Below are 25058 nucleotides of genomic sequence, written 5' to 3'. Positions count from 1 at the left end.
ACGGGGCGCTCACTCGACGTGTGACGGGGCGATCACTCGAACGGCTGGTTGAGGAACCAGCGGTGCCCGAACGGGTCCCGGAAGACGGCCACCCGCCCGGCCGGCGGGCTGTCCTCGGGGCCTCGGTCGAGGGTGACCCCGGCCGCCTGGACCCGGCGGCACGCGGCGTCGCAGTCCGCGACGGTGAGGTGCATCGTCACCGCGTTGCCGCGCGCCGGGTCGGGCGGGGCGATGTTCACGCCCTCGAAGCTGTCGGACATCATCCACCGGGCGCCGTCGACCGCCAGCTCGCAGTGCCCGACCCGCCCGTCGGGCATGATGATCGGCTCGAAGGTCACCTCGGCCCCGAGCGCCTGGCGGTACCACTCGATCGCGGCCCGCGAGTCCTCGACGCAGATGTACGGCGTCAGCTCACTCATCCTTGGCTCCCTTCCGCTGGACCGGGGCGCGGTGCCCCGGCCACGACGAGATGTTCGTAACCCCGCAGCACGAACGTCGGCCGCTGCATCGCGTCGACGATCTGGAGCGCGCCGAGCCGTCGCAGCAGCGCGCGCACGGAGATCTGCAGCTCCATCCTCGCGAGCGGCGCGCCGAGGCAGAAGTGGATGCCGGCGCCGAAGGCGAGGTGCGGGTTCGGATCGCGAGTGGGGTCGAACCGGTCGGGCTCGGCGAAGACCCGCGGGTCGCGGTTGGCGGCCCCGAGCAGCGCGGCCACCTTCTGGCCGGTCCGGAGCGTGACGCCGTGCAGCTCGACGTCGGTGGTGGCGGTGCGCTCGAACAGGTGCAGGGGCGAGTCGTGCCGCAGCATCTCCTCGACGAGGCGCTCGACCGCGCGGTCGTCGTCGAGCTCGGCGAGCACCTTGTCGAGGACGGCCGGGTCCCCGAGCAGCGAGTGCAGCCCGTTGCCGAAACCGTTGACGCTGGCCTCGTGCCCCGCGTTGAGCAGCAGCACGACGGTCGCGACCAGCTCGCGTCGCGAGAGGCGGTCGCCGCCGTCGCGCTCCTGCACGAGCGAGGTGAGCAGGTCGTCGCCGGGCGCCGCCGCGCGCTCCGCGGCCAGCTGCTCCACGTATGCCGCGAAGTCGGTGCACGCTCGCTGCGCGTCCTCCTGCGCCTGCGGGCTGGGCGCGACCTCGTACATCCTGACGATCGCCTGCGACCAGTCACGCAGCCGCTTCCAGTCCTCGGTCGGCGCACCGAGCAGCTCGCAGATGACCAGCACGGGCAAGGGCTCGGCGTAGTGCTCGATGACGTCGACCCGGCCGTCGGCGTCAAGGCGTGCCGCGACACCGTCGAGCAGCTCATCGGCGAGCTCCTCGATCCGGGGACGCATGCGCTCGATGTGCCCGCGGCCGAACGCGCCGGACACCAGACGCCGCAGCCGGGTGTGCTTCGGCGGCTCCGAGTCCAGGATCGAGTCGGCGTGCAACCAGTCGAACGTCGTCCATGCGTCGTCTTCCGTGCTCGCCCGAGGCCGGAAGATCCGGCCAAGACGCCGGTCACGGAGCACGTCGTTGGCAGCGGCGTGGCTCGTGGTCACCCACTCGCCGAGGCCGTCGTGCCACAGGATCGGGCCACTGGCGCGCGAAGCGGCCAGAGCGGCATACGGGTCGGCCACGAAGCCGGGGTCACTCAGGTCGAAGGGCTGTGCCACTCTCCTACTGTGCCGCACGGCATACTCGACCCCATGCCGGACGTAGGGTCGAACCGTGAGCGCTGACACGAGCCAGAGGACCACGTCGCTCGCCGCCGCCCCCAGGGGCGGCCAGGCGCTCACCGTCGGAGTCGGAGCCGGTGGGCTGGCGACGGCCGACATGGTGCTCAACATCGGGCCGCAGCACCCCGCCACGCACGGCGTGCTCCGGCTGAAGATCGTCGTCGACGGCGAACGGATCGTCAGTGCCGAGCCGGTCATCGGCTACATGCACCGCGGCGCGGAGAAGCTGTTCGAGGTGCGCGACTACCGCCAGATCATCGTGCTCGCGAACCGCCACGACTGGCTCTCGGCGTTCTCGAACGAGCTCGGCGTGGTGCTCGGAGTCGAGCAGATGCTCGGCATGGAGGTGCCGGAGCGAGCCGTCTGGGCCCGAACGGCCCTCGCCGAGCTGAACCGCGTGCTCAACCACCTGATGTTCCTCGGCTCGTACCCGCTCGAGCTCGGGGCGATCACGCCCGTCTTCCACGCGTTCCGCGAGCGCGAGGAGCTGCAGGCCGTGATGGAAGAGGTCTCCGGCGGCCGGATGCACTACATGTTCAACCGGGTCGGCGGCCTCAAGGAGGACCTTCCGGCCGGCTGGATGGGCCGCGTCGACAAGGCCGTCGCGAACGTCCGCAAGCGGCTGCCCGGTCTCGAGCGGCTCGTCGTGGGCAACGAGATCCTCGAGGGCCGCACGCGCGGCGTCGGCGTTCTCCCACGCGCCACCGTCGAGGCGTACGGCGTCTCGGGGCCGATCGCACGGGCGAGCGGGCTCGACATCGACCTGCGGCGCGACACGCCGTACCTCGCGTACGAGGAGCTCTTCGGCGACAAGGGACCCGGCCGGGTCGTCACGCGCTCCGCCGGCGACTGCCTGGCGCGCCTCGAGGTGCTGCTCGAGCAGGTGCACGTGTCGCTCGACCTCGTCGAGGCCTGCCTCGACCGCCTCGTCCAGCTGCCCCAGGGGCCGATCAACGTCAAGCTCCCCAAGGTGCTGAAGGTGCCGGAGGGCGAGATCTACTGCGCGACCGAGAACCCTCTCGGCTTCAACGGCTACTACCTCGTGTCGCGTGGCGAGAAGACGCCGTGGCGGCTCAAGCTGCGCTCGGCCTCGTTCAGCAACATCTCGGTGCTCAGCGAGATGCTGCCGGGCCAGCTCATCGCGGACATGGTGGCGATCCTGGGGTCGATGTTCTTCGTCGTCGGAGACATCGACAAGTGACCCCCATCCGACTGGAACGGCCCGAGGGGGACGGTATGCCGTCGAAGGCCGGTATGCCGTCTCGCCGGCTGACGCGGGGTGGGGTGGTGCGCGGCGTGGCGGTCGCGGTCATCACGGCCACGATCACGTTCGCGGCCGCCTGCTCCGACCAGGACACCGTCGACACGATCCCGCCGCCGTGGCCGGTTCGCACGACCGTGCCGGACGGGCCGGCGGGTCCCCCGAGGGCGACGGGGACGTCCACGATCTCGGTCGTCCCGACGCCGACCCGGACGACGACGAGGCACACCACCGCCGGCGCCCCCTGACGGTTCGAGGTGATCGCTTCGATGAATCGCCTCATTGGATGAGGCGACCTGTCGCCTCGACCCGAACACCTCGAACCGCGATCAGGCGGTCAGTGGGCGGCGGACGACTTTCCGTTCGCGCCGTTGCCTTCGTCCTCTTCGTCGCGCGGCCGGACCCGGCACCAGCGCTGCACGACCATGCCCGCCACGGCGAGCAGCGCGGCCACGACGGCGTGGGCCACGAACGGCCAGATCCGGCTGCGCTGCGACTCGACGTCCGCATCGGGCAGCAGCACCAGGGTGTTTGCGACGTACCAGCCCACGAGTACGGCGCCCGTCAGAGCGGCCGCCTGGGCCAGGACCAGCGTGCGCGCCGCCCGCAACGGCGTCACCGAGCCGTCGCCCACACCATCACGCACCTTGCGCACCTGCCAGCCGGCCACCAGCAGGCCCGCCGCAAGGAACGCCATCACCGCGATCGCGACCCAGCCCGGGTCGGGCAGGCTCGTGCCGCCGGAGGAGACCGAACGCAGCACGAGCCACGCCACGATCGTCATCGCGAGGCCCGCGAGCACGAGCGTGGTCGCCCGGATGCCGGAGTGTGGTCTCATCGGGGTCCCCGCAAAGTATCGGAGTGAGGAACGAACGGAGAACTTTGTGGGGTGATCACTGCTGCTCCCATTCGGGACCGGGACGTACGCCCGATCGGTCGAGTTCGGTCAGGACTTCGGACACGGGCCGTATGCCGCCGTCCCCCCGCCCCACACGGATCGTGGCCCGGCCGTCGGCGTCGGCCCAGGGGACGAGCACGAAGGCGCGCTCGGCCGCACGCGGGTGGGGCAGTGTCAGGTCGGGGAGGTCGCTGAGGACCTCGCGCGGGCCGCCAGGGGCCCCGAACTGGATCAGGTCAAGATCGAGCGTCCTTGCGCCCCAGCGGATCTCACGAGTACGGCCGTGCTCTGCCTCGATCGTGTGCAGAGACCTGAGCAGGTCGTCCGGGGCGAGAGTGCACCGCCCGACGACCACGGCGTTGAGGTAAGGCGGCTGGTCCGGGCCGCCCACCGGGTCGGTCTCGACCAGGGACGACACTGCGGTCACAGTGAGTCCGCGTAGGTCACGCAGCGCCCGCACGGCCGCCGCGAGCGTCTCCCCGCGGTCGCCGAGGTTGGACCCGAGAGCGACGACGACCGCGGCCGCGTTGGTGCGCTCGAGCCGCACCTGGACATCGGTGAACGGCTGGCCCACGGGGGCCTCCGGCTTGTGGACCACGACCTCCACCGAGTCGACGAGGTCGTGACGCAGCACGTCGTCGGCGATGACCTCGGCGAGCCGCTCGATGAGGTCGAACGAAGGCCCCGTGATGCGGGCGACCACATCAGTGGCGACCTCGGCGTAGCTGACGGTAGCGGCGAGGTCATCTGTGCGCCCGGCCCGCGAGAGGTCGGCCGTCATCGTCACGTCGACGACAAAGACCTGTCCGTCACGCTTCTCGAAGTCGAGCACGCCGTGGTTGCCGCGAGCCGAGACGCCCTGCAGCACAATGCGATCCGGCATCAGTCGGCATCCTCCAGTGCGTGGTCGAGCGCCGCCTGGACCACCGACAGCGCGCGCACGGTCGAGGCGACGTCGTGCACGCGCACGCACCACATGCCCGCCATCGCGGCCATGACCGAGGTCGCCGTCGTCTCGACGTCCCGCTCGGCCGCCGGACGTGGCGGCTCTCCTTCGCGCCGCCCCAGCCGGCCGAGGAAGGCCTTGCGAGAGGCACCGACGAGGATCGGGTGTCCCAGGTCGTGCAGTGTCGGCAGCGCGGCCATCAGCGCCCAGTTGTGGTCGGCGTTCTTGGCGAAACCCAGCCCGGGGTCCAGCACGAGCCGGTCCTGCTCGATCCCGGCACCCAGCAGCACGTCACGACGAGCGATGAGCTCACGGCATACGTCCTCGACGACGTCGTCATAGACGGCACGCGACTGCATGTCCGTGCTGTGGCCACGCCAGTGCATCGCTACGTAGGGAAGGCGGTTCAGGGCCACGAACGGCACCATCTCCGGGTCGGCGAGGCCGCCGGACACGTCGTTGACGATGGACGCGCCCACATGCACGGCGGCCCGCGCCACCTCAGCGCGCATCGTGTCGATCGAGACGACCGCTCCGGCAGCGGCGAGCTCGGAGACGACCGGCAGGACGCGGCGCAGCTCCTCCTCGACCGAGGGGCGTTCTGCCCCAGGGCGGGTGGACTCGCCGCCGACGTCGACGATGTCGGCGCCGGCCGCCCTCACGTCGTGGCCGTGCGCGATGGCAGCGTCGGGCTCGAACCACTCCCCGCCGTCGGAGAACGAGTCGGGCGTGACGTTGACGACGCCCATGACAAGCGTGCGGTCGCGCACCTCGAGCAGGTCGTCGGCGGTCACCGTCGGGGCAGTCATGGCGCACATCCTTCCACCGGGGAAGGCGTCTTCACCGGTGACGCGGACACGGCGGCGCGAAGGGGTCGCTCACTTGTTGCCCTCGAGCATGAGCGCCATGGCCTCCGCTCGAGTGGCCGGGTCGCGCAGCTGCCCTCGCACGGCGGAGGTGATCGTGCTCGCACCAGGCTTGCGGATGCCGCGCATCGACATGCACAGGTGCTCGGCCTGCACCACGACGATCACGCCACGCACGCTCAGGTGCTCGACGAGGGCGTCCGCGATCTGCGACGTGAGCCGCTCCTGCACCTGCGGGCGCCGGGCGAACACCTCGACGAGCCGAGCGAGCTTGGACAGACCGGTGACCCGCCCGTGCTTGTCGGGGATGTAGCCCACGTGCGCCACCCCGTGGAACGGCACGAGGTGGTGCTCGCACGTGCTGTAGAGCTCGATGTCGCGCACGATGACGAGCTCTTCATGGTCGATCGAGAAGGTCGTGCTGAGCACCTCCTCTGCGGTCATGTCGAGACCAGCGAAGATCTCGGAGTACGACCTCGCTACGCGCGCCGGCGTGTCGCGCAAGCCCTCCCGCTCGGGGTCCTCCCCGATGGCGAGCAGCAGCTCACGGACGGCCGCCTCGGCGCGCTCGTGGTCGACCGGCACGCGTCAGCTCTTCTCGCCGGGGCGCACGGGCTGGTCGTCGGGGACCTCGATGACCTGCTCCGGCGGGTGCTCAACCGTCAGTGGGTGGGCACCGACGGCGGCTGCCTCGTCGATCTTCTCCTCGATCGTCCGGTCCGGAGGCACGGGCGGCGGGAGGTGGCCGTTCTGCCCGTTCTGGCCGTTCTTCGCGGCGATCTCCGCGGGCGTCAGCACCGGGGGCCGGTCGCCCGGCACGCGGGCCTGCGACGACAGCCAGGTCGGGCGCTTGGGCACGCGATCGACGTGCTTGAACACGTCGGCGAGCTCGGCCTGGTTGAGGGTCTCCTTCTCGAGCAGCTCGAGCACGAGGTTGTCGAGGATGTCGCGGTTCTGGTTGATGGCCGCGTAGGCCTCGTCGTGCGCCGCCTCGATGAGCTTGCGCACCTCCTCGTCGACGACGCTGGCAATCTCCTCGGAGTAGTCGCGCTGGTGGCCCATGTCGCGTCCGAGGAACACCTCACCGTTGCTCTGCCCGAGCTTGATCGCACCGATGCGCTCGGACATGCCGAACTCGGTGACCATCTTGCGGGCCAGACCCGTGGCCTTCTCGATGTCGTTGCTCGCGCCGGTGGTGGGCTCGTGGAAGACGATCTCCTCCGCGACGCGGCCACCCAGGGCGTACGAGAGCTGGTCGAGGATCTCGTTGCGGGTCGTGGAGTACTTGTCGTCCACCGGCATGACCATCGTGTAGCCGAGGGCCCGTCCGCGCGGCAGGATCGTCACCTTGGTGACAGGGTCGGTGTGGTTGAGCGCCGCAGCAACCAGGGCGTGGCCACCCTCGTGGTACGCCGTGATCTTGCGCTCCTTGGCCGACATGATGCGGGTGCGCTTCTGCGGGCCGGCGATGACACGGTCGATCGCCTCGTCGAGAGCCGGGTTGTCGATGACGCGGCGGTCGCCACGGGCGGTGAGCAGCGCGGCCTCGTTGAGGACGTTCGCCAGGTCGGCGCCGGTGAAGCCGGGCGTGCGCCGGGCGACGGCCAGCAGGTCGACGTCAGGTGCCATGGGCTTGCCCTGCGCGTGCACCTCGAGGATGCGGTGACGGCCGATCATGTCGGGCGCCTCGACGGCGATCTGGCGGTCGAAACGGCCAGGGCGCAGCAGGGCAGGGTCGAGGATGTCGGGCCGGTTGGTCGCGGCGATGAGGATGACGTTGGTCTTGACGTCGAAGCCGTCCATCTCCACGAGCAGCTGGTTCAGCGTCTGCTCGCGCTCGTCGTGACCGCCGCCGAGGCCCGCGCCACGGTGACGACCGACGGCGTCGATCTCGTCGACGAAGACGATGGCCGGGGCGTTCGCCTTGGCCTGCTCGAACAGGTCGCGCACGCGGCTGGCGCCGACACCGACGAACATCTCGACGAAGTCGGAGCCGCTGATCGAGTAGAACGGGACGCCGGCCTCCCCCGCGACGGCGCGGGCCAGCAGCGTCTTGCCCGTTCCCGGCTGGCCGTAGAGCAGCACGCCCTTGGGGATCTTGGCGCCGACGGCGAGGAACTTCGCAGGCTCCTGGAGGAACTCCTTGATCTCCTGGAGCTCCTCGATGGCCTCGTCGCAGCCGGCGACGTCCGCGAAGGTCACCTTCGGGGTGTCCTTGGTGGCGAGCTTGGCCCGCGACTTGCCGAACTGCATGACGCGGTTGCCGCCGCCCTGCATCTGCCCCATGAGGAACCAGAACAGGGCGAGGATGATGATGATCGGCAGGATCGAGAACAGCAGTGACCCGAACCAGCTCTGCTGCTCGATGTAGTCGTCCACGCCCTTGGTCGGCGGCTTCGCGTCGAGCGCGTCGACGACCTGCTGGCCGCGGGCGTCGACGTAGTAGGCGTAGACCGACTTGGCGTCCTTGACGGTGCCGTCAGGCGAGTCGTACGGGGTCTTGAGGGTCAGCTCCATGCGCTCGTTGTCGATGAGCTTGGCCGACTCGACGTTGCCGTTTGTGATCTGCTTCATCGCCTCGGATGTGTCGATCCGCGGCGGGCCGGACTCGGAGAACAACATGCCGAAGACGAGCGCGCTGATGAGGACCAAGATCCACAACAGTGGCGTGCGCAGAATCCGCTTTGCGTCCATGTACCTGCGGGGCGAATGACGCCCCGGCCCTCCTGCTCGTCCGGTGAGTTGGTCCACCGGCACAACGTCCGGCGAACTACCAGTGTTCCGCATGTCGCGTACCCATGACCAACCAGCCCACGCGTGGGCGTCCCCGACCGCCCCGCAGCCGTATGCCGTACCAACCCTCCCCCTTCTCGTCGAGTGGGCGATCCGTCACACCGGCCACATGCGCCCCACAGGTCACGTGAAAGGTGTGACGGGGCGCCCACTCGACGCGGGGCGGATGGTACGGGGCGCCCACTCGACGGGGAAAAATGAACGTCAGGAGGTCGTCGCGCGAAGGGCGGCGAGCACGCGGGCATCGATGCCGTCGGGGCTCAGCCGGGCCTCGTAGTTCGCCTCGCCGGCCCAGTCCGCCAGGGCCGTCGCCAGGTCGGCCGCACCGTCGCCGCCCCCTTCAGCAACGGGATGGCCGGCCTGAGCCAGCCGCTCGGCGACCTCGGTGGCGAGGTCGCCCTCGAGCGGCTGGACGTCCTCGGGCTTGCCGAAGTACATCTCCCAGTCGTCGAGCAGCCGGCCGAGCTCGGGCACGGGGTCCGCGTGGTCGTCGACACGGAGGTCGACGAGCACCCCGCAGCTGTCGTAGCCGGCGCCGGGCTCGACGGCATACATGGCCGCGCTCTGACGCCCGCGCGAGTCCCCTCCGGCGGCGTCACCGGCGGTGAGCGCCGCGAGGAGGCGCCGAGCCAGACCACGTCCCGCAGAGTCGTGCCAGGCCCGCTCCATGGCCTCGACGACGTCCGGCCCGGTGAGGATGTTGCCCTGGATGGCGTATGCCGTGTCGCCGTCGTCGCGCGCCACGCCGCCCGCCCACGGGTTGCACTCGGAGCCCGTGAAGGTCGCCGCCGAGGCCTTCCCGACCAGCCCGACCTGCCGGGTCTGCCTGCCGTCGTCGAGGGCGGTCGCGGCCTCGAGCGCGGCCGGGGCAGGCTCACCCGACGCGAGACGCTCGAGCAGCTCCTGGAGGTAGGCCACCCGGGCGTAGGACTGCGTGGCGACGGCACCGACTCCGATGCGAGCAGCGGGCACGACCGCGCCGACCGCGAGGAACTTCGAGGCGACCGCGACACCATAGGCCTCGCCCTGGCGCGCGACGATCGAGAACGTCATGGCGCGAGGCTCTCACGCCTCAGGCGTAGACGTGGGGGGCGAGGGTGCCGACGCAGCGGAGGTTGCGGTACTTCTCGGCGTAGTCGAGGCCGTAGCCGACGACGAACTCGTTGGGGATGTCGAAGCCGACGTACTTGACCGGGATGTCGACCTTGACGACGTCGGGCTTGCGCAGCAGGGTGCAGATCTCGACCGAGGCCGGGCGGCGCGACTCGAGGTTGCTCTTGATCCAGGAGAGCGTCAGGCCCGAGTCGATGATGTCCTCGACGATGAGCACGTGCCGGCCGGTGATGTCGGTGTCGAGGTCCTTGAGGATCCGGACCACACCGGACGACTTGGTGCCCGAGCCGTAGGACGAGACCGCCATCCAGTCCATCGGAGCGGTGCCGGGCAGGGCGCGCATGAGGTCGGCCATGACGACGACCGCTCCCTTGAGCACGCCGACGAGGAGGAAGTCCTTGTCGGCGTAGTCCTTCCAGATGTCTACTGCGAGCTCGGCGAGACGGCTCTGGATCTGCTCCTCGGTGAGCAGGACCTTGGCCAGGTCGTCTCCCATGTCCTCGTGGTCCACGAAGGCTCCTCGGTGTCGTCGACAACGGCGTGTCGGGTGCGGCGGGCGGCGTAGACCATTCAACAGCACCGTGCCGAGGCGCCGAGCGACCCTCGGGCGCCCACGCGAGACGTCAGAGCCGGGCGGCCTCGTGGTCGCGGATCGGGCTGAACCTGATCGAGCTGCCCGTGCGGCTCACCGCGATCCCGCCAGGGACGTGCAGCGGCCCCTGGCCGTGCCACGACGTCAGCAACGCGTCGAGCGACTCGACGTGCGCGGCGTTGACGTCGGCGAGCGGCGCACCGGCCTCGGCGGCGAGGATCCGCCAGACGCGCGTGCGGATCGCCCGCGGCAGCGCGGCGAGGGCATCGAGGTCCACGCCCGGCTGGCCGTCCGCGTCAGGGAGGCCTGCCCGCGCCGTCAATGCCAGCCCCTCGAGGAAGTCGGCGTCCTCGCGCAGCAGGTCCGCGGACCTCGCGAGAGCCGCGCCGAACCCCGGCCCGAGGTCCTGCTCCAGGTGGGCCAGCAACCGGCGCGCCCGCACCCGCCGGAACGAGGTGTCGCTGTTGTGTGGGTCCTGCCACGGCTCGATGCCGTATGCCGCACAGGCGGCGAGCGTGGTCGCGCGCGGGAGCGCGAGAAGCGGACGGACGAAGCGGTCGCGGCGGGCCGGCATACCGCTCAGCGACCGGGCACCGGAGCCGCGGGACAGGCCGAGCAGGACCTGCTCGGCCTGGTCGTCGCGGGTGTGCCCGATGAGGATGGCTGAGGCGCCGAGCCGGTTGGCGACCTTCTCGATCGCGGCATAGCGCGCACTGCGGGCGTCGGCCTCGAGGCCGGAGCCGGTGGGCCGGACGTCGGCCGAGACGATCTCGACCGGGTCGAGACCGAGGTCGCCGCAGATCGTCGCGGCACGCTGGGCGACCTCGCGGGAGTCGTCCTGGAGGCCATGGTCGACGATGACGGCGGCGGCACGCAGCCCGGACCTCGGAGCCTCGAACGCGAGCGCGGCGGCGAGCGCCACGGAGTCGGGCCCGCCGGAGCAGGCCACGAGGACGACGGCTCCGGGCGGGAGGTCGGCGAGGTGCTCGCGCACGGCGAGGCGCGTCGCTGCAACGGCGGGGTCTGGTCCGGGCATCTCGGAAGGGCCTCGCACGGCGCTCAGCCGTGGACCCGGCGCACCCAGGCGCTGGGCTCGAGGATCTCGGCGGCCTTGGGCAGGGTCTCGGGCGAGGACCACACGGCGTTGAACCCCTCGCGACCGACCTGGTCCATGACGGCCCGGACGAAGACGGCGCCGTCACGGTACTGGCGCATCTTCGCCTCGAGACCGAGCAGCTTGCGCATGAGGCGGTCGATCCCGACCGCGTTGTTGCGGCGCTGGTCGAACTTGCGGCGGATCTCGTCGACCGACGGGATGACCGTCGGCCCGACCGCGTCCATGACGACGTCGGCGTGGCCCTCGAGCAGCGACATGACTGCGGTGAGCTCGGCGATGCGCGCCTTCTGCTCGGGCGTCGCGAACAGCTGGCCCAGGCCCTCGCCCGAGGAGATCACCTCGGGGAGGTTGCGGGTGAGCTGCTCGAACCGCTTGTTGAGATCCTCGGGCGTGGGGGCGAGGTCGACGGCGAGGCTCTGCGACTCGGTGACCATGTGCTCCCGCAGCCAGGACACCGCGGTGAACTGCACGCGGTGGGTCTCCTCGTGCATCGCGACCCAGCGGCGGAAGTCGTGCGGGTCGACCTCGAGCTTGCGCTCGGTGGCCACGATGTTCGGCGCGACGAGCAGCAGCCGGGGCGTGCCGCCCGGTGCCAGGTCGTACTGACCGAGGATCTTGCTGGACAGGAAGGCGAGCAGGGTGCCCATCTCGGCGCCGGTCACCTTGGCGCCGATCATCGTCGCGGTCGAGCCCGGCGCGGTCTTCTTCTTCGCGTTGAGCTTGTCGACGACGGGGTCGAGCATCGCCCGGAACGAGTCGACGTTGGCGCTGATCCACCCGGCCCGGTCGACGACGAGCGGCGGCGGCGCGTCCTCGGGAGCGGCGAGTGCGCTGGTCTCGGCGACCGGTGCCACGGCGGAGGCGGCGGCGCTGCGCAGGTCGGCCACGATCGCTGCAGCCTCGTCGCTGGAGACCTGGGGCCCCGGCTTGACGATGGCGCGGCCGGTCCGCTTGGCGAACTCGTAGTCGATGGAGGCCGTCGGTCCCGCTGGGGGCACGCCTGGTACCCCTGGTCCCGATGCGGTCGTGACGGTCGTGTCGGTCATTCCAGGCCTTCCGGTGCGGTGCAGACGTCGTGCGCTGGGTGCGCCCCCCGCGACTCGTGCGGCACGCGTGGCGGCCCACCAGGTGGTCCAGCCGGCCGCACAGGGTTTCGTGTCGTCACCGACTGTCCTACCCCGAGCGACCCACCGGCCCGTCAACGGCACCCGCACGAGGCGAGTACCGCTACAAAACGGTCCAACGCCGCCCGCGCGTCTTTGGTTCCCGCTCCGGCCACCATGCCTACATAGACGATCAGTCGCCCGTCGTCGTTGACCACGCTGCCGGCGAGCGCGTTCGCGCCGGTCAGGGTGCCGGTCTTGGCCCGGGCTCGGCCCGCGGCCTCGTGGTCGTCGCCCTCGAAGCGTTTCTCCAGCGTGCCGGTGAGGCCGCCGATGGGCAGCCCGTCGAGCGCCCGGCGCAGCACCGGGTGCTTGCCGTCGTAGCCGAGCACCAGCACCTGGCCCAGCAGGGCGGCGCGGACGCGGTTCTCCCTGGACAGTCCGCTCGCGTCAGCGAGGTGGACGCCGGTGGTGTCGAGGCCGAGCGCTCCCACCTGCTCGACGACCCAGGCCCCGACCTCCGGAAAGTCGGTGCCGGACCCGGAGCGGTATGCCGCCTGGCGGGTGAGGATCTCGGTCAGCGCGTTGTCGCTGTCGGTGAGGGCCAGGGCCAGCTGCTCGCGAACGGGCGCCGACTCGACCGAGCCGAGGATGGAGCCAGGCCCGCTGGCCGGCGGCGTCGGGGTGCCGGTCGCGCCCGCCGTCGTGGCCGCCGTCGTGCCGGAGCTGCCGTCCGAGCCCGACCCGTCCGGTGGCGTGTCGTGGGTGCGGTCGCCGGTCGTGACGGAGATGCCGCGGTTCTCGAGCTGCTGGACGAGGAGGTCTCGAACCGACGCCACCGGGTCGGCAGGGCCGGGATGCGCGCCGCCCTCCGCCCGCTGCGTCGACAGCCCGAGCATCGCGACTGCGCCCGTGATGCCGGACGGACGGAAGTTGGGACTCCACGTGGAGGCGAGACTCGGGCCGTAGGCATAGCTCTCGTCGACGTCGAGGCGCACCGAGCGGATCCCCTTGTTACGCAACGACTTCGCGACCTGGTCCGCGAGGTCGCGCAGGCCCGCGCGGCCCGCGACCGCGGAGGCGTCGCCGCGTCCGGGGTTGATGAGGGAGTCGCCGCCGGCGACGAGGACGATCTCGTCGGGTGCCGGCCCTTCCCGCACCACGGTCTTCAGCGTGGCATCCGGTGCGAAGGCCTGGCCGATCGCGGCCGCCGAGAGCAGCTTCGTGGTCGAGGCCGGCACGCGCAGCTCGTCGCCGCCCTGGTCGAGCAGCACCTCGCCGGTCTGGCCGTCCTGCACGACGAGTGCGGAGTCACGCAGCGCCGACAGGGCGCGCACCTGCGCGAGCGCCGCCTCGACCCCGGCCGCGCTGGGCGCCGCGGTCTCACCTGCGAGGGCCGGGAGCGGCATACCGACCGAGGTCGGCATCGTCGGCTGCGGGACGACGGGCAGGGTGCGCCTGCCTGGCGTCTCCGTGGGCGGCGGTGGCGGCGCTGGGGCCAGCGTGAGCACGCCGGGAGCGGCGTCCGCGACGTCGAGGACGGCATACCCGAGGAGCACGGCGACAGCGGACCAGACGGCCGCCATGGTGTGGGTCATCCCCCGAGCCATGCCCGAGCCACCCCCGTCCGTCGTCGCCTGTGGTCACTGTTTCGCGCAAGGAGCACCCTTGCTGACACACTGTCGCGGAAGATTCTGTCAGCCGTCGGGGCATGCCTCGGCATCAGAGCCCGCCAGCGGGCTGCACGAAGGGGAAGACGTGGAGTTCGACGTCACCATTGAGGTCCCTCGCGGACAGCGGAACAAGTACGAGGTCGACCACGAGACGGGTCGGATCCGCCTCGACAGGTACCTCTTCACCCCGATGGCGTACCCGGCCGACTACGGCTACATCGAGGACACTCTCGGCGAGGACGGCGACCCGCTCGACGCACTGGTGCTGCTGCCTGAGCCGGTCTACCCGGGGGTCGTCGTCGAGGCCCGCCCGGTCGGCGTCTTCCACATGACCGACGAGGCCGGCGGCGACGACAAGGTGCTCTGCGTCCCGGTCGACGTGCGGTCGGACGACGTGCGGGACATCGACGACGTCAGCGACTACACGCTCAAGGAGATCCAGCACTTCTTCGAGCGGTACAAGGACCTCGAGCCCGGCAAGCACGTCGAGGCCTCGGACTGGGGCGGCCGCGAGGAGGCTGAGAAGCTCGTCGCCGAGGCCTTCGAGCGGGCCAAGGAGCAGGGCACCTCGACCGCGCGCTGGAGTATGCCGCCGGGCCACTGACGGGGCGTCCGCCCTTCCCCACCCACGTATGCCGCTGGGCGCGCTTCCTTCGCAGGAGGCGCGCCCAGCGGCGTGTCGAGTGCGGTTGGCCCGGTCGGCTGCGGATCAGTCTGCGATCACGGCCGCGCTGGCGACCACCGGCGCGGGCTGGCTCGCGGGCTGGCTCGCGGGCTGTTCCGCTGACCGAGCGGCCGCAGGCTCACGCCGCAGGACGAGCGTGGCCAGCAGGAACGCGACGCCCGCGAAGATCGCCGAGGTGTGGAACGCCGTCGAGACCCCCGGCACGAACCGGCCCGGGACAGCTCCGGAGGCGTAGACGCTGACGATCGCAGCGAGGCCCACGGCGCCACCGAGCTGCTGGCAGGTCTGCAGCAGGCCGGAGATCGTTCCCGCGTGGGACCGGTCGACGCCACCGAGCACGACGACCGTGACCGGCATGAAGACCAGCGCGGCCGACGCGCCGTTGAGCACGAGCGGGCCAAGGAGCTGGGCGGCATACCCACTCGTCTCGGTGATGCCCGCGAGCCAGACGAAGCTGGCCGACAGGCCGATCGTGCCGACGATCATCAGCGCCCGCGGACCGACCTTGGCGACGAGCCGGGCGCTGACCCGCGACATGGCGAAGATCGCGAGGCTGAGGGGCAGGAACGCCGCCCCGGTGGCGACCGGGCTGAACCCGAGGACCCGCTGGAGGTACTGCGTGACGAGGAAGAACGTCGAGAACTGCGCCCCGACGACGAGGGCCATCACGACCAGCGCCGTGGCCCGCGAGCGGTTGCGCACGAGCGGAAGGGGCAGCAGCGGGTCGCGCACCCGGCCCTCGGTGCGCACGAAGAGCGCGAGCAGGACCGCGCCGATGGCGAAGGCGCCGACGGTGTAGGGCGACGACCAGCCGCGGTCGGGAGCGTTGATGAAGCCGTAGACCACCGCAACCGAGCCGAGGGTCGCCGTGACCGCGCCGACGACGTCGAAGCGGCTCGAACGGCGGGGGGTCTCGGTGACGAAACGGCGGGCCAGGAGCAGGACCGCGACGCCGATCGGCACGTTGATGAACAGCGTCCAGTGCCAGCTGACCAGGTCGGTGAGGACCCCGCCGAGGAGCAGGCCGATGGACGCGCCTGCCGACGAGACGGCGGTGAAGAGGGCCAGGCCGCGGTTGCGTGCGGACTCGTCGGGCGCGCTCGTCGTCAGCAGGGCGAGGACCCCGGGAGCGGCGAAGGCTGCGCCGACACCCTGCAGGGTGCGGGCGGCGATGAGCCAGCCCGGGGACGGCGCCAGGCCGCCGAGGAGGCTGGCCACGGTGAACACGCCGAGCCCGATCTCGAAGGTGCGGAGCCGGCCGAGCACGTCACCGACGCGCCCGCCGAGCAGGAGCAGCCCGCCGAAGGCGAGCGTGTAGGCGTTGAGCACCCAGGACAGGCCGGCCGGCGTGAAGCCGAGGTCGGCCTGGATGCGGGGTAGGGCGACGTTGACGACGGTCGCGTCGAGCACGAGCATCAGCTGGGCGACGAGCACGATGCCGATGCCGATCGACGCCCGTCGCGCGTCGGTGGAGCGGGTGGTGGGGTTGGGCGTTGCTTGCCCGGTGATGGTGCGCGGTGACATCGAGTGCCTCAGGATTCCTGGTTTCGTCGCGTTTCGTCCGCAGTGTCGGACTGGTGGGCACGCTCGACGCTGAGCGGGTCGCGTGCCATCGGGATGAAGCCGGTGACGCGCTGGTGGGCTGCACCGTCGGGCCGCTTGCTCAGCGGGGCGCGGTGCGTGGTGGCGAGGTGGGACAGGTGCAGGCGCTGGGCCTGTCGGGTCGGGTGGATCGTGGTGGTCATGGCTGCCAACTCCCTCGAAGACGACGGTCGGCGCTACTATTAGCGGAGAACCACTCCGGTTCTGCTCGACCCACAATACGGAGACTGTCTCCGTTTAGCAAGGAGCTTTTGCCGTGACCTCTGTCAAGGTCGGCGAGGCGCAGCTGGACTCGTCGCCGGAAACCGTTGCCGCCCAAGGCAGCTCGGCCGCTGGTGGCACTCCGCGCCCGATGCGCGCAGATGCGCGCCGCAACTACGACAAGATCGTCGCGACCGCACGGGTGGTCTTCACCGAGCGCGGCACCGACTGCTCCCTCGACGAGATCGCCAAGCGTGCAGGTGTCGGCCCGGGCACGCTCTACCGCCACTTCCCCACCCGCGAAGCCCTCGTCGACGCCCTCATGCGCGACTGGGCCGAGCGGGTGACCTCCGACGCCCAGGCCGCCGTGGCGGCCGACCGCCCGGCACGCGAGACGCTCCTGACCTGGTTCGAGAACTTCGTCGAGCACATCACGCTCCACCGCGGCGCCGCGATGAAGCTCTGCGCCGCCATGGACGACCCCACCTCGCCCATCTACGGCAAGTGCCAGATCATGGGCGAAGCCAACCGCATGGTCATCGACCACCTCGACCAGCGTGGCGAGCTGCGTCCCGGCGTCGACCCGCGCAACGTCATGCGCCTCGTCAGCGGCATCGCGAGCGTGGCCGACCAGAGCCGGGTCCCGATCGACGCCCGCCCGATGCTCGACGTCGTCATCGACGGAATCGTCCGAGACTGACCGCTGTTGCCCGTGACCACTCGACGGTCGAGCGGTCACGTCGAGACACGCGCGCTGCTGTCCGCATCCGCCCACACGCGGCCGCGGATGAGCACGGCTTCCCGACGGTCGAGTGGCCGTCTTCATACGCACACGCACGCCGACGAGGAGAGATATGGACCTGCGCGTCTTCACCGAGCCCCAGCAGGGAGCGACCTACGACGACCTGCTGGCCGTCGCCCGGACAGCCGAGGACCTCGGCTTCAGCGGCTTCTTCCGCTCTGACCACTACCTCCACATGGGCGGCGACGGCGGGGCGGGCCCTACCGACGCGTGGACCACGCTCGCGGGCCTGGCCCGCGACACCACGTCGATCCGCCTCGGCACCCTGGTCACCTCCGCTACCTTCCGGCTCCCCGGACCGTTGTCGATCCAGGTCGCCGGCGTCGACCAGATGAGCGCCGGCCGGGTCGAGCTGGGCCTCGGCGCCGGCTGGTACGAGGCCGAGCACACGGCATACGGCATCCCCTTTCCGGCGCTCGGCGAGCGCTTCGACCGGCTCGAGGAGCAGCTCGCCGTGATCACTGGCCTCTGGGCGACGGAGCCGGGAAAGACTTTCAGCCACAACGGAACCCACTACCCGATCATCGACTCACCGGCGCTCCCGAAGCCGGTGCAGCCCGGTGGTGTGCCGATCATCATCGGGGGCGGTGGAAAGCGACGCACTCCTGCGCTCGCGGCGAGGTATGCCGCCGAGTTCAACGCCGCGTTCGTGCCACCGCAGGACTCCGGGCGGCTCTTCGACGGCGTTCGCGCCGCTGCGTCCGATGCCGGACGTGACCCAGCGTCGCTCACCTACTCGGCGGCGCAGGTCGTCTGCCTCGGCGACGACGGGGCGACGCTGCGCCGCCGCGCCAGTGCGATCGGGCGGGATGTCGACGAGCTGCGCGCGAACGGGCTCGCCGGCTCGGCCGACGAGATCGTCGCCAAGATCCGGGAGTTCGAGCACTTGGGGACGCAGCGCATCTACCTCCAGGTGCTCGACCTGTCCGACCTCGACCACCTCGCCGAGATCGCCGAGGGCGTGCTCCGCCGCCTCCCCTGACCTCGAGTGGCCACGCAACCCCACCAGCCACACCCCAACCCTGTGACGACGAGGCCACTCGAGTGGGTCCTGACCTCGAGTGGCCACGCAACCCCACCAGCCACACCCCAACCCTGTGACGACGAGGCCACTCGACCGGGTCCTGACCTCGAGTGGCCACGCAACCCCACCAGCCACACCCCAACCCCGTGACGACGAGGCCACTCGAGTGGGTCCTGACCTCGAGTGGCCACACAACCCCACCAGCCACACCCCAACCCTGTGACGACGAGGCCACTCGAGTGATGGAGGGTGTCAGGCGACCTGGTCCTTGGCGAACCGCCGCACGATGAGCTTCAGCAGCTCGGACAGCACCAAGAATCCGGCCGTGACCACCAGGCAGATCACCCACTGATTGGCGGTCAGCGGCGTCGTCTTGAAGAGCCGGTTGAACGCGTCGGACAGCGACAGCGCGATGGTGAGACCGATCGCGAGGAGCACCAGCAGGTTGAACCGGCCGTTGGCGATGGTCCCCCGGCTGAAGATGCTGTGGCTCGGATCGCGCCACTCGACGGCGGCCACGATGTGCATGAGGCAGGTCAGCGTGACCGCCATGGTCATCGCGACCGGGAGGCCGTACTTGTCGTCGCCCCAGGCCACGACGCCGACGACGCCGATCGCGATGAGCAGGCCCGACACGGCGAGCCAGATGCCCAGGAAGCGGTTGATGATCGGCTCCGACGGAGGCCGTGGACGTCGGTCCATCAGTCCCGGCGTCTCGGCGTCGAACCCGAGCCCGACCGCGAGCACGACGTCGATGGCGAAGTTGACGAAGAGGATCATCAGCGGCGTCAGCGGGGTGCCGTTGGCGATGTCGAAGATGCCGGCGCCCAGGAAGGTCAGGATGAAGGCCCCGACGCCGAGCATCTGGAACCTGACGTACTTCATGAGGTTGTCGTAGAGGGCGCGGCCGCCGCGGACGGCCGACACGATCGTCGCGAAGTTGTCGTCCGTGAGGATCATCTCGGCGGCGTCCTTGGTGACCTCCGTGCCGGTGATGCCCATGGCGACACCGATGTCGGCTCGGGTCAGTGCGGGCGCGTCGTTCACGCCGTCACCTGTCATCGCGACGATGTTGCCCTTGCTCTTCAGCACGCTGACGAGACGGACCTTGTCCTCGGGGGCGACGCGCGCGACGACGCCGATGTCGTCCACCTCGGCGAGGAGCTGGTCGTCCGGCATGGCGGCGAACTCCGCACCCGTGATCGCCTTGCCCTCGATGCCCAGCTGGCCGGCGATGGCGGCGGCGGTGGTGGCGTGGTCGCCGGTGATCATCCGGACCCGGATACCGGCGCTGTGGCAGGCCGCGATCGCGTCCTTGGCCTCCTGGCGGGGCGGGTCGACGATGCCGACCAGGGCGAGCAGCTCCAGGTCAGCGACAAGCGGGAACGGGTTGCTGTCTCGGTCGAACGTCGCAGGGTCGAAGCTCTTGCGCGCGAGCGCGAGCACCCGCATCCCCTCGGCGGCCATGCTGTCGTTGGCCTCCATGACCCGGGTGCGGGCGGCGTCGGTCATCGACTGCTCCCTGCCGTCCGCGTCGAGATAGGTCGCCGACCGCGCGAGGAGCACGTCAGGCGCGCCCTTCACGAGGCAGCGGATGACCGCCGGCGCGCCCGGCGAGCTGTCGGCGGCCATCTCGTGGAAGGTCGCCATGAACTTGTACTCGGCGTCGAAGGGCACCTCGTTCACGCGCGGGTAGAGGCGCCGGGTCTCCTCGACGTCGATCCCGTCCTTGGCGGCCAGCACGACGAGGGCGCCCTCGGTCGGGTCTCCGATGCACTGCCCGTCGCGGATCACGGCGTCGTTCGCGAGCGCCATCGCGATCGTGAACGGCTCGAGTGCGACGTCGCCCGTGCTCGTGCCGCCACCGTGCAGGATCCGGCCGGTCGTCGAGTAGCCCTGGCCGTCGACACTGAACCAGCGCCCGGCAATCATCAGCTTGCGGGCCGTCATCTGGTTGAGCGTCAGCGTGCCCGTCTTGTCCGAGCAGATCGCCGACGTGGACCCGAGCGTCTCGACCGACTTGAGCCGCTTGACGATGGCGCCCTTCTCGGCGAGGTCGCGGGTGCCCATCGACAGCAGCATCGTCACGACGGCGGGCAGGCCCGTCGGGATCGCGGCGATGGCGAGGCTGATGCCGACGATGAACAGGTCGTCGAACGCCTCGCCGCGGGCGAGACCGAGCAGGACGATCGCGACGAGGGCGACGGCCGCGAGTGTGGTGATGATGACGGTCAGCTGGTCGAGCTGCTTGGTCAGCGGTGTCTTCTCCTGCTCGACCGAGCTGAGCATGCCGGAGATCCGCCCGACCTCGCTCGACATGCCCGTGGCGGTCACGACCATCTCGCCGCGACCCCGGGTGACCTGGGAGTTCATGTACGCCATGTCGACGCGGTCGCCGAGCGCCACATCATCGCCGGCGACGGCCGAGACGACCTTGGAGACCGGGGTGCTCTCACCGGTGAGGCCGGCCTCCTCGATCTCGAGGGTGGCCGCGACGAGGACGCGCCCGTCGGCCGGCACCTTGTCACCGGCCTCGAACCCGACGATGTCGCCGGGCACGAGCTCCTCGGCCGGCACCTGGACGCGCTGGCCGTCGCGGCGCACGTTCGCGGTCATGATCAGCATCTGGCTCAGGGCCGCGACGCTCTCGGCCGCCTTGCCCTCCTGGTTGAGGCCCATGACGGCGTTGAGCAGCGTCAGGCCGAGGACGACCAGCGCCGTCTTCACGTCCTGCAGCGCCACCACGCTGACGATGGCGGTGCCGACGAGCACGAGCTGCATGAGGTCCTGGTACTGCCGCAGGAACGCGCGCCAGCCCGGCTCCTTGGCCTCCTCGGCCAGCTTGTTCGACCCGTAGAGCGCGCGGCGCCGCGTCACTTCGTCAGGGCTGAGGCCCTGCGCCGGGTCGACGTCGAGCTCGCGGCATACCTGGTCCGGCGTCATCCCGTGCCAGTTGGGCTCGCTGCCGGCACGACCAGGCGCCGCGGTCGTCACTGCACTCATGGCCACCACCTCTCCGTTCGGGCCGCCGCGCGAAGGCGCGACGGCTACTGCTGTGCGTCGGAAAGCTCCTGGGCGAAGAACTCCAGGGCCGTGCGCGTCTTGGTCTGCTGGGGTGCGTCGAGGTCGACGCCGCGCGAGTGCAGGTACGCACGCGCCTCCGCCACGACCGCGAACGTCTCAGCGGTGGCGCACTTGGTCGACAGCTCGAGGATCCGTGAGCCGTCCGGGTACAGCCAGAGCTCGGCCACGAACCGGCGGGTCTGCTCGGGGGGCGTGAACTTCAGCTTCATGACGTTGATCGGCCCGAGGACCGACAGGTCGTCGATGGTCAGGCCTTCGGGCGCGTTCGCGGCATACAGCGCGCGCTGCTCCTTGGTGAACAGCTTCGAGATCGGGCGGTCGCCGAGGATCACCCCGCGGATCTTCGCGTCGATGGTCTCGACCTTGAGCCTCGCGGAGCACACGAACCCACCGGGCATGGCATCCACCTCGACGCCGAACCCGGGCGACTGCCGCTGCTCCGCGCTCAGCTTCTCCGGATCGACCGGGCGCAGCTTGACGACGCTGTCGCCGGCCCTGCCCCGGATCCGCCTCGCGCGCAGCACGACGCCGTGCTTGTTGAGGTAGAGGTCGGGCGTGTCGAAGAAGACGACCTGACGGATCTGGGCATCGAGCGGGTCCATGCCCAGGGCCGCGACCGTCGACCGCTGGTTCGCGTCGGGCACACTGAGCTTCAGCTCCACCGTGTCCGAGCCCTTGATGAGCCGCAGCAGCTCGACGAGCTGCTCGTCCGTCAGGGTCTGCCTGCGTGGCGCCGCCGTTGCTGGGACTGCACTGCTTTCTGTGGTCATACGCACCTCCTCGAAACGCCTCGACGCTAGGTCGGCCGTGGGTGGTTCGATACCACCCCGACCGGGGTGGAGGCGCCGTGGGCCACCGTGGCCGTAGGCTGCCCGCACCCGCCCGTATGCCGCTGACAGGGCCATCGTCAGGCCGGGGCGCTCCACGCGCCTCACCCGGAGCGGGTGTGTTCGTGCCGCCTCAGCCGGTCGCGTGCCCGTCGTCGCGGGCGAGGCGCTCGAGCAGCTCGAGCTTGCCGCGAGCCTCGAGCCACAGGTCCAGGGCAGTCGAGTCGTCGACGGCCGCATCGTCGTGGAACCCCTTGTCCACGAGGTCGGCCCGCTTGATCTCGAGCGCCACGGGGTCGGCCACGACCCGGGAGAGGTACTGCTCCTCGGTCTCGTCGTCGCGCTTGGTCAGCAGGTCCACGAGCCCGACGAGCCGCTCGTCACCCGACTGCTCGAGCAGGTCGTGCAGGCTGATCGCGCCTTTCTCGACGACGTCGTGCAGGAGAGCGACCGGCACGGCGTGCGCGTCGTCCGTCTCGCGCACCTGGTGCGCCACCCGTCGTGCGTGCGCGATGTGCAGGCCGCCGAGGCGCGTGCGCAGGTCGCCGAGCAGCCTGGCAGCCAGCTGGTCGGCCACCTCCGGTGACATGGGGGCGACAGTCGTCGGAGCGTCCGCGCCCGAGACGTCGGACATGCGGTCAGGACACCATCGATGACCGTTCCTGTGCAAGACCCTGCAGTCGGAGTGCTGGGTCGGGCGCGGGGTCGGGTGCGGGGTCGGGTGCTGGGTCGGGGTCCTGGGTTCGGGTCTGGCATTTCACCCCGCCGGGGTGGGGTCGCGGAACCGCGCGCTTTCCTAGCATCGGTGGCAGCCGCGCTACCGGGGGGGGGTGGCGCGGCCCCGCCCAGGCACAGCGCCGGAGGACTGACATGGCCGAACCAACGAGCGACCCGGCTCCGATCCCGGACCCGGCTTCTGATCCCGGAGCGGAGCGCACCCCCGACCGCACTCCGGATGCTGCCGCGAAGCGAGCCTCCGAGCCCGCGCCCGCGCCGCCATCGGAGCCAGAGTCGGAGCGGCTCGACATGCGCCTGGCCCTGCTCATGGCGATGGCCATGTTCGTGCTGGTCGTCGACACCTCGCTGATGAACGTCTCGATCTCCGCAGTGGTCCGCGACCTCGACACGACCGTGAGCGGCGTCCAGGGGGCGATCGCCCTCGAAGCCCTGGTCTCGGCCGCGTTCATCCTCATCGGCAGCAAGGTCGGCGACCTCATCGGCCGCAAGCTCGCATACATCCTCGGCCTGCTCGGCTACGGCATCGGCGCCATCGCGATGACCCTCGCCCAGGGCCTGACCGCGATCATCATCTTCTGGGCGATCATCGGCGGCCTGGGGGCCTCGCTGATGCTGCCCGCGATGCAGTCGCTCGTCCACGGCAACTTCGAGGGCAAGGCGCAGCGGCAGGCCTACGCGCTCGTCGGCGCCGCAGCAGCGATCGCCGCGGCGGTCGGGCCGCTGCTCGGTGGCTTCATCACGACCTACCTGTCCTGGCGAGTCGGCTTCCTGCTCGAGGCGGTCATCATCGCCGTCGTGCTCGCCTGCATCCGCCTCGTGAAGGACGCGCCCTACACCGGCTCGCGCGAGCTCGACCTCGTGGGCGCGGCCCTGTCGGTCGTCGGCATGGGCGGCCTCGTGCTTGGCATCCTCGTGTGGCAGGAGGGCGGCGAGGCCGTCGGGATCCTGATCGCAGTCGGTGCGGTCGCGATGGCCGGGCTCGTCACCTGGCTGCGCCGCCGCAAGCGCGCCGGCCGTGCGGCGCTCATCGACCCGGACCTGTTCCGGTCTGAGCCGTTCCGGCTCGGCGTCTCGGGCCAGATGCTCCAGCAGATCTCACTCGGCGGGATGATGATCATCCTGCCCATCTACCTGCAGATGGTCCTGGAGTACAACGCCATGCAGTCGGGCCTGTCGATGGCGCCGCTGTCCTTCAGCATGTTCGCCATGGCCCTGCTCGCGGGGCGGCGCGCCGGGCACCGTCGCCCGAGCAGCATCATCAGGGCCGGGTTCGCCCTCGCCACCGTCGGCCTGCTCATCCTGCTGCCCGTCATGCCGCGCGCGAGCACGGGCTGGTGGCTCGTCATCCCGCTCGTGCTCACCGGCTCCGGCCTGGGCCTGCTCGTCTCGCAGCTGAACAACTACACGCTGTCGCCGATCTCCGAGGATCGGGTCAGCGAGGCCGCAGGCGTGAACTCTGCCGCCGGTTCGTTCGGCCTGTCGTTCGGCCTGGCGTTCGGCGGCGCGATCATGCTCGCCACCCTGTCCTTTGCCTTCACGACGATGTCGAACAACAGCACCGTCCTGTCGTCGAGCGAGCAGCAGCAGGTTGCACAGGCCCTCGAGGAAGACGCCCAGGTGATGAGCAACACGCAGCTGACCGAGCAGCTCGCCGGCCAGCCTCCGGCGACGCAGGCCGAGATCGTGCAGATCAACACCGACGCCCGGCATGTCGCGCTGCAGGTCGCCCTCCTGGTGCCGATCCTGGCCGGCGCTGCCGGGTTCGTGACGTCGATGCGGATGCGGCGGCTGCCCGACCCGGAGCCGTCCGGCGCCGCCGAGAACATCCTCGGCGGATAGCCCGTCGAGTGGCCCCCTCGCCCCACCAACCCCAGCCCAGCCCCCATCGAGTGGCCCCCTCGCCCCACCAACCCCAGCCCAGCCCCCGTCGAGTGGCCCCCTCGCCCCACCAACCCCAGCCCAGCCCCCGTCGAGTGGCCCCCTCGCCCCAATGGTCACGGGTCGATGGCATGAAGC

General features: G+C 70.7%; 23 protein-coding genes. 6 read left to right on the top strand and 17 right to left on the bottom strand.

Features of this window, described 5'->3' with window-relative positions; genetic code table 11:
* Positions 1 to 32: 32 nt before the first annotated feature.
* Positions 33 to 419, bottom strand: a complete 387-nt coding sequence (locus ACWEOW_RS17705) for a VOC family protein (protein WP_452270542.1) — start codon at positions 417 to 419, stop codon at positions 33 to 35.
* Positions 416 to 1654 (bottom strand): cytochrome P450, encoded by a 1239-nt coding sequence (locus ACWEOW_RS17700; RefSeq protein WP_452270541.1) that lies wholly within the window; start codon positions 1652 to 1654, stop codon positions 416 to 418. The genes ACWEOW_RS17705 and ACWEOW_RS17700 overlap by 4 nt, the downstream gene beginning before the upstream one ends.
* A gap of 160 nt (positions 1655 to 1814) precedes the next feature.
* Between ACWEOW_RS17700 and ACWEOW_RS17695 the strand changes: the two genes are divergently transcribed.
* Positions 1815 to 2918 (top strand): NADH-quinone oxidoreductase subunit D, encoded by a 1104-nt coding sequence (locus ACWEOW_RS17695; protein ID WP_452270562.1) that lies wholly within the window; start codon positions 1815 to 1817, stop codon positions 2916 to 2918.
* Positions 2915 to 3226 carry a hypothetical protein gene (locus ACWEOW_RS17690; RefSeq protein WP_452270540.1) on the top strand — a complete coding sequence of 104 codons (312 nt, stop codon included), beginning with the start codon at positions 2915 to 2917 and terminating at the stop codon, positions 3224 to 3226. The genes ACWEOW_RS17695 and ACWEOW_RS17690 overlap by 4 nt, the downstream gene beginning before the upstream one ends.
* An 89-nt stretch (positions 3227 to 3315) precedes the next feature.
* Here ACWEOW_RS17690 and ACWEOW_RS17685 read toward each other — a convergent pair whose 3' ends face one another.
* The 10 genes from ACWEOW_RS17685 to ACWEOW_RS17640 form a co-directional block, all read right to left on the bottom strand.
* On the bottom strand, positions 3316 to 3816 hold the full coding sequence (locus tag ACWEOW_RS17685; protein WP_452270539.1) for a DUF3180 domain-containing protein: 501 nt from the start codon (positions 3814 to 3816) through the stop codon (positions 3316 to 3318).
* A 55-nt stretch (positions 3817 to 3871) separates the two neighbouring features.
* Positions 3872 to 4759 carry a 2-amino-4-hydroxy-6-hydroxymethyldihydropteridine diphosphokinase gene (gene folK / locus ACWEOW_RS17680; RefSeq protein ID WP_452270538.1) on the bottom strand — a complete coding sequence of 296 codons (888 nt, stop codon included), beginning with the start codon at positions 4757 to 4759 and terminating at the stop codon, positions 3872 to 3874.
* The gene (folP, locus tag ACWEOW_RS17675; RefSeq protein WP_452270537.1) at positions 4759 to 5631 is read right to left on the bottom strand and encodes a dihydropteroate synthase; all 873 of its coding nucleotides are present in this window, start codon (positions 5629 to 5631) and stop codon (positions 4759 to 4761) included. The genes folK and folP overlap by 1 nt, the downstream gene beginning before the upstream one ends.
* 69 nt (positions 5632 to 5700) lie before the next feature.
* The gene (gene folE, locus ACWEOW_RS17670; RefSeq protein ID WP_452270536.1) at positions 5701 to 6273 is read right to left on the bottom strand and encodes a GTP cyclohydrolase I FolE; all 573 of its coding nucleotides are present in this window, start codon (positions 6271 to 6273) and stop codon (positions 5701 to 5703) included.
* A 3-nt stretch (positions 6274 to 6276) separates the two neighbouring features.
* Positions 6277 to 8382 (bottom strand): ATP-dependent zinc metalloprotease FtsH, encoded by a 2106-nt coding sequence (gene ftsH / locus ACWEOW_RS17665; protein WP_452270535.1) that lies wholly within the window; start codon positions 8380 to 8382, stop codon positions 6277 to 6279.
* Between the two features lie 303 nt (positions 8383 to 8685).
* Positions 8686 to 9534, bottom strand: coding sequence for a DUF1028 domain-containing protein (locus ACWEOW_RS17660; protein ID WP_452270534.1), 849 nt, complete (start codon positions 9532 to 9534; stop codon positions 8686 to 8688).
* Between the two features lie 19 nt (positions 9535 to 9553).
* Entirely contained in the window at positions 9554 to 10105 is a 552-nt protein-coding gene (gene hpt / locus ACWEOW_RS17655) for a hypoxanthine phosphoribosyltransferase (protein WP_452270533.1), read from the bottom strand.
* Positions 10106 to 10217: 112 nt separating this feature from the next.
* On the bottom strand, positions 10218 to 11222 hold the full coding sequence (tilS, locus tag ACWEOW_RS17650) for a tRNA lysidine(34) synthetase TilS (RefSeq protein ID WP_452270532.1): 1005 nt from the start codon (positions 11220 to 11222) through the stop codon (positions 10218 to 10220).
* A gap of 23 nt (positions 11223 to 11245) precedes the next feature.
* Positions 11246 to 12349, bottom strand: coding sequence for a zinc-dependent metalloprotease (locus ACWEOW_RS17645; RefSeq protein ID WP_452270531.1), 1104 nt, complete (start codon positions 12347 to 12349; stop codon positions 11246 to 11248).
* A 152-nt stretch (positions 12350 to 12501) separates the two neighbouring features.
* Entirely contained in the window at positions 12502 to 14004 is a 1503-nt protein-coding gene (locus ACWEOW_RS17640) for a D-alanyl-D-alanine carboxypeptidase/D-alanyl-D-alanine-endopeptidase (RefSeq protein ID WP_452270530.1), read from the bottom strand.
* Positions 14005 to 14164: 160 nt separating this feature from the next.
* On the opposite strand from ACWEOW_RS17640, the gene ACWEOW_RS17635 reads away from it, so the two are divergent.
* Positions 14165 to 14683: an inorganic diphosphatase gene (locus ACWEOW_RS17635; protein WP_452270529.1), complete on the top strand. Its 519-nt coding sequence runs from the start codon at positions 14165 to 14167 to the stop codon at positions 14681 to 14683.
* 105 nt (positions 14684 to 14788) lie between these two features.
* Here the strand turns inward: ACWEOW_RS17635 and ACWEOW_RS17630 are convergent, their stop codons facing one another.
* Positions 14789 to 16288 carry an MFS transporter gene (locus tag ACWEOW_RS17630; RefSeq protein WP_452270528.1) on the bottom strand — a complete coding sequence of 500 codons (1500 nt, stop codon included), beginning with the start codon at positions 16286 to 16288 and terminating at the stop codon, positions 14789 to 14791.
* An 8-nt stretch (positions 16289 to 16296) separates the two neighbouring features.
* Positions 16297 to 16509: a hypothetical protein gene (locus tag ACWEOW_RS17625; RefSeq protein ID WP_452270527.1), complete on the bottom strand. Its 213-nt coding sequence runs from the start codon at positions 16507 to 16509 to the stop codon at positions 16297 to 16299.
* A 113-nt stretch (positions 16510 to 16622) separates the two neighbouring features.
* On the opposite strand from ACWEOW_RS17625, the gene ACWEOW_RS17620 reads away from it, so the two are divergent.
* Both ACWEOW_RS17620 and ACWEOW_RS17615 read left to right on the top strand, forming a co-directional pair.
* The gene (locus ACWEOW_RS17620) at positions 16623 to 17267 is read left to right on the top strand and encodes a TetR/AcrR family transcriptional regulator (RefSeq protein ID WP_452270526.1); all 645 of its coding nucleotides are present in this window, start codon (positions 16623 to 16625) and stop codon (positions 17265 to 17267) included.
* A gap of 154 nt (positions 17268 to 17421) precedes the next feature.
* Positions 17422 to 18351: an LLM class F420-dependent oxidoreductase gene (locus ACWEOW_RS17615; RefSeq protein ID WP_452270525.1), complete on the top strand. Its 930-nt coding sequence runs from the start codon at positions 17422 to 17424 to the stop codon at positions 18349 to 18351.
* A 294-nt stretch (positions 18352 to 18645) separates the two neighbouring features.
* On the opposite strand, the gene ACWEOW_RS17610 is transcribed toward ACWEOW_RS17615, so the two are convergent.
* The 3 genes from ACWEOW_RS17610 to ACWEOW_RS17600 all read right to left on the bottom strand — a co-directional run bounded on the left by ACWEOW_RS17610 (position 18646) and on the right by ACWEOW_RS17600 (position 22938).
* On the bottom strand, positions 18646 to 21396 hold the full coding sequence (locus ACWEOW_RS17610) for a cation-translocating P-type ATPase (protein WP_452270524.1): 2751 nt from the start codon (positions 21394 to 21396) through the stop codon (positions 18646 to 18648).
* 44 nt (positions 21397 to 21440) lie between these two features.
* Positions 21441 to 22247, bottom strand: a complete 807-nt coding sequence (locus ACWEOW_RS17605; RefSeq protein WP_452270523.1) for a hypothetical protein — start codon at positions 22245 to 22247, stop codon at positions 21441 to 21443.
* A 190-nt stretch (positions 22248 to 22437) separates the two neighbouring features.
* Entirely contained in the window at positions 22438 to 22938 is a 501-nt protein-coding gene (locus ACWEOW_RS17600) for a hypothetical protein (RefSeq protein ID WP_452270522.1), read from the bottom strand.
* A 392-nt stretch (positions 22939 to 23330) separates the two neighbouring features.
* On the opposite strand from ACWEOW_RS17600, the gene ACWEOW_RS17595 reads away from it, so the two are divergent.
* Positions 23331 to 24881 carry an MFS transporter gene (locus tag ACWEOW_RS17595; protein WP_452270561.1) on the top strand — a complete coding sequence of 517 codons (1551 nt, stop codon included), beginning with the start codon at positions 23331 to 23333 and terminating at the stop codon, positions 24879 to 24881.
* Positions 24882 to 25058: the final 177 nt, after the last annotated feature.

This window comes from Monashia sp. NPDC004114 (assembly GCF_053603855.1).
The sequence above is the reverse complement of the archived record's forward strand: the minus strand, read 5'-3'. Positions and strand labels throughout refer to the sequence as shown.

Coding starts and splice junctions, on each gene's coding strand:
- ACWEOW_RS17705 (WP_452270542.1), bottom strand. CDS start 419: ATGAGTGAGCTGACGCCGTACATCTGCGTCGAGGACTCGCGGGCCGCG.
- ACWEOW_RS17695 (WP_452270562.1), top strand. CDS start 1,815: ATGGTGCTCAACATCGGGCCGCAGCACCCCGCCACGCACGGCGTGCTC.
- ACWEOW_RS17685 (WP_452270539.1), bottom strand. CDS start 3,816: ATGAGACCACACTCCGGCATCCGGGCGACCACGCTCGTGCTCGCGGGC.
- folK (WP_452270538.1), bottom strand. CDS start 4,759: ATGCCGGATCGCATTGTGCTGCAGGGCGTCTCGGCTCGCGGCAACCAC.
- folP (WP_452270537.1), bottom strand. CDS start 5,631: ATGACTGCCCCGACGGTGACCGCCGACGACCTGCTCGAGGTGCGCGAC.
- ftsH (WP_452270535.1), bottom strand. CDS start 8,382: ATGGACGCAAAGCGGATTCTGCGCACGCCACTGTTGTGGATCTTGGTC.
- ACWEOW_RS17660 (WP_452270534.1), bottom strand. CDS start 9,534: ATGACGTTCTCGATCGTCGCGCGCCAGGGCGAGGCCTATGGTGTCGCG.
- tilS (WP_452270532.1), bottom strand. CDS start 11,222: ATGCCCGGACCAGACCCCGCCGTTGCAGCGACGCGCCTCGCCGTGCGC.
- ACWEOW_RS17645 (WP_452270531.1), bottom strand. CDS start 12,349: ATGACCGACACGACCGTCACGACCGCATCGGGACCAGGGGTACCAGGC.
- ACWEOW_RS17640 (WP_452270530.1), bottom strand. CDS start 14,004: ATGACCCACACCATGGCGGCCGTCTGGTCCGCTGTCGCCGTGCTCCTC.
- ACWEOW_RS17630 (WP_452270528.1), bottom strand. CDS start 16,288: ATGTCACCGCGCACCATCACCGGGCAAGCAACGCCCAACCCCACCACC.
- ACWEOW_RS17625 (WP_452270527.1), bottom strand. CDS start 16,509: ATGACCACCACGATCCACCCGACCCGACAGGCCCAGCGCCTGCACCTG.
- ACWEOW_RS17615 (WP_452270525.1), top strand. CDS start 17,422: ATGGACCTGCGCGTCTTCACCGAGCCCCAGCAGGGAGCGACCTACGAC.
- ACWEOW_RS17610 (WP_452270524.1), bottom strand. CDS start 21,396: ATGAGTGCAGTGACGACCGCGGCGCCTGGTCGTGCCGGCAGCGAGCCC.
- ACWEOW_RS17605 (WP_452270523.1), bottom strand. CDS start 22,247: ATGACCACAGAAAGCAGTGCAGTCCCAGCAACGGCGGCGCCACGCAGG.
- ACWEOW_RS17600 (WP_452270522.1), bottom strand. CDS start 22,938: ATGTCCGACGTCTCGGGCGCGGACGCTCCGACGACTGTCGCCCCCATG.
- ACWEOW_RS17595 (WP_452270561.1), top strand. CDS start 23,331: ATGCGCCTGGCCCTGCTCATGGCGATGGCCATGTTCGTGCTGGTCGTC.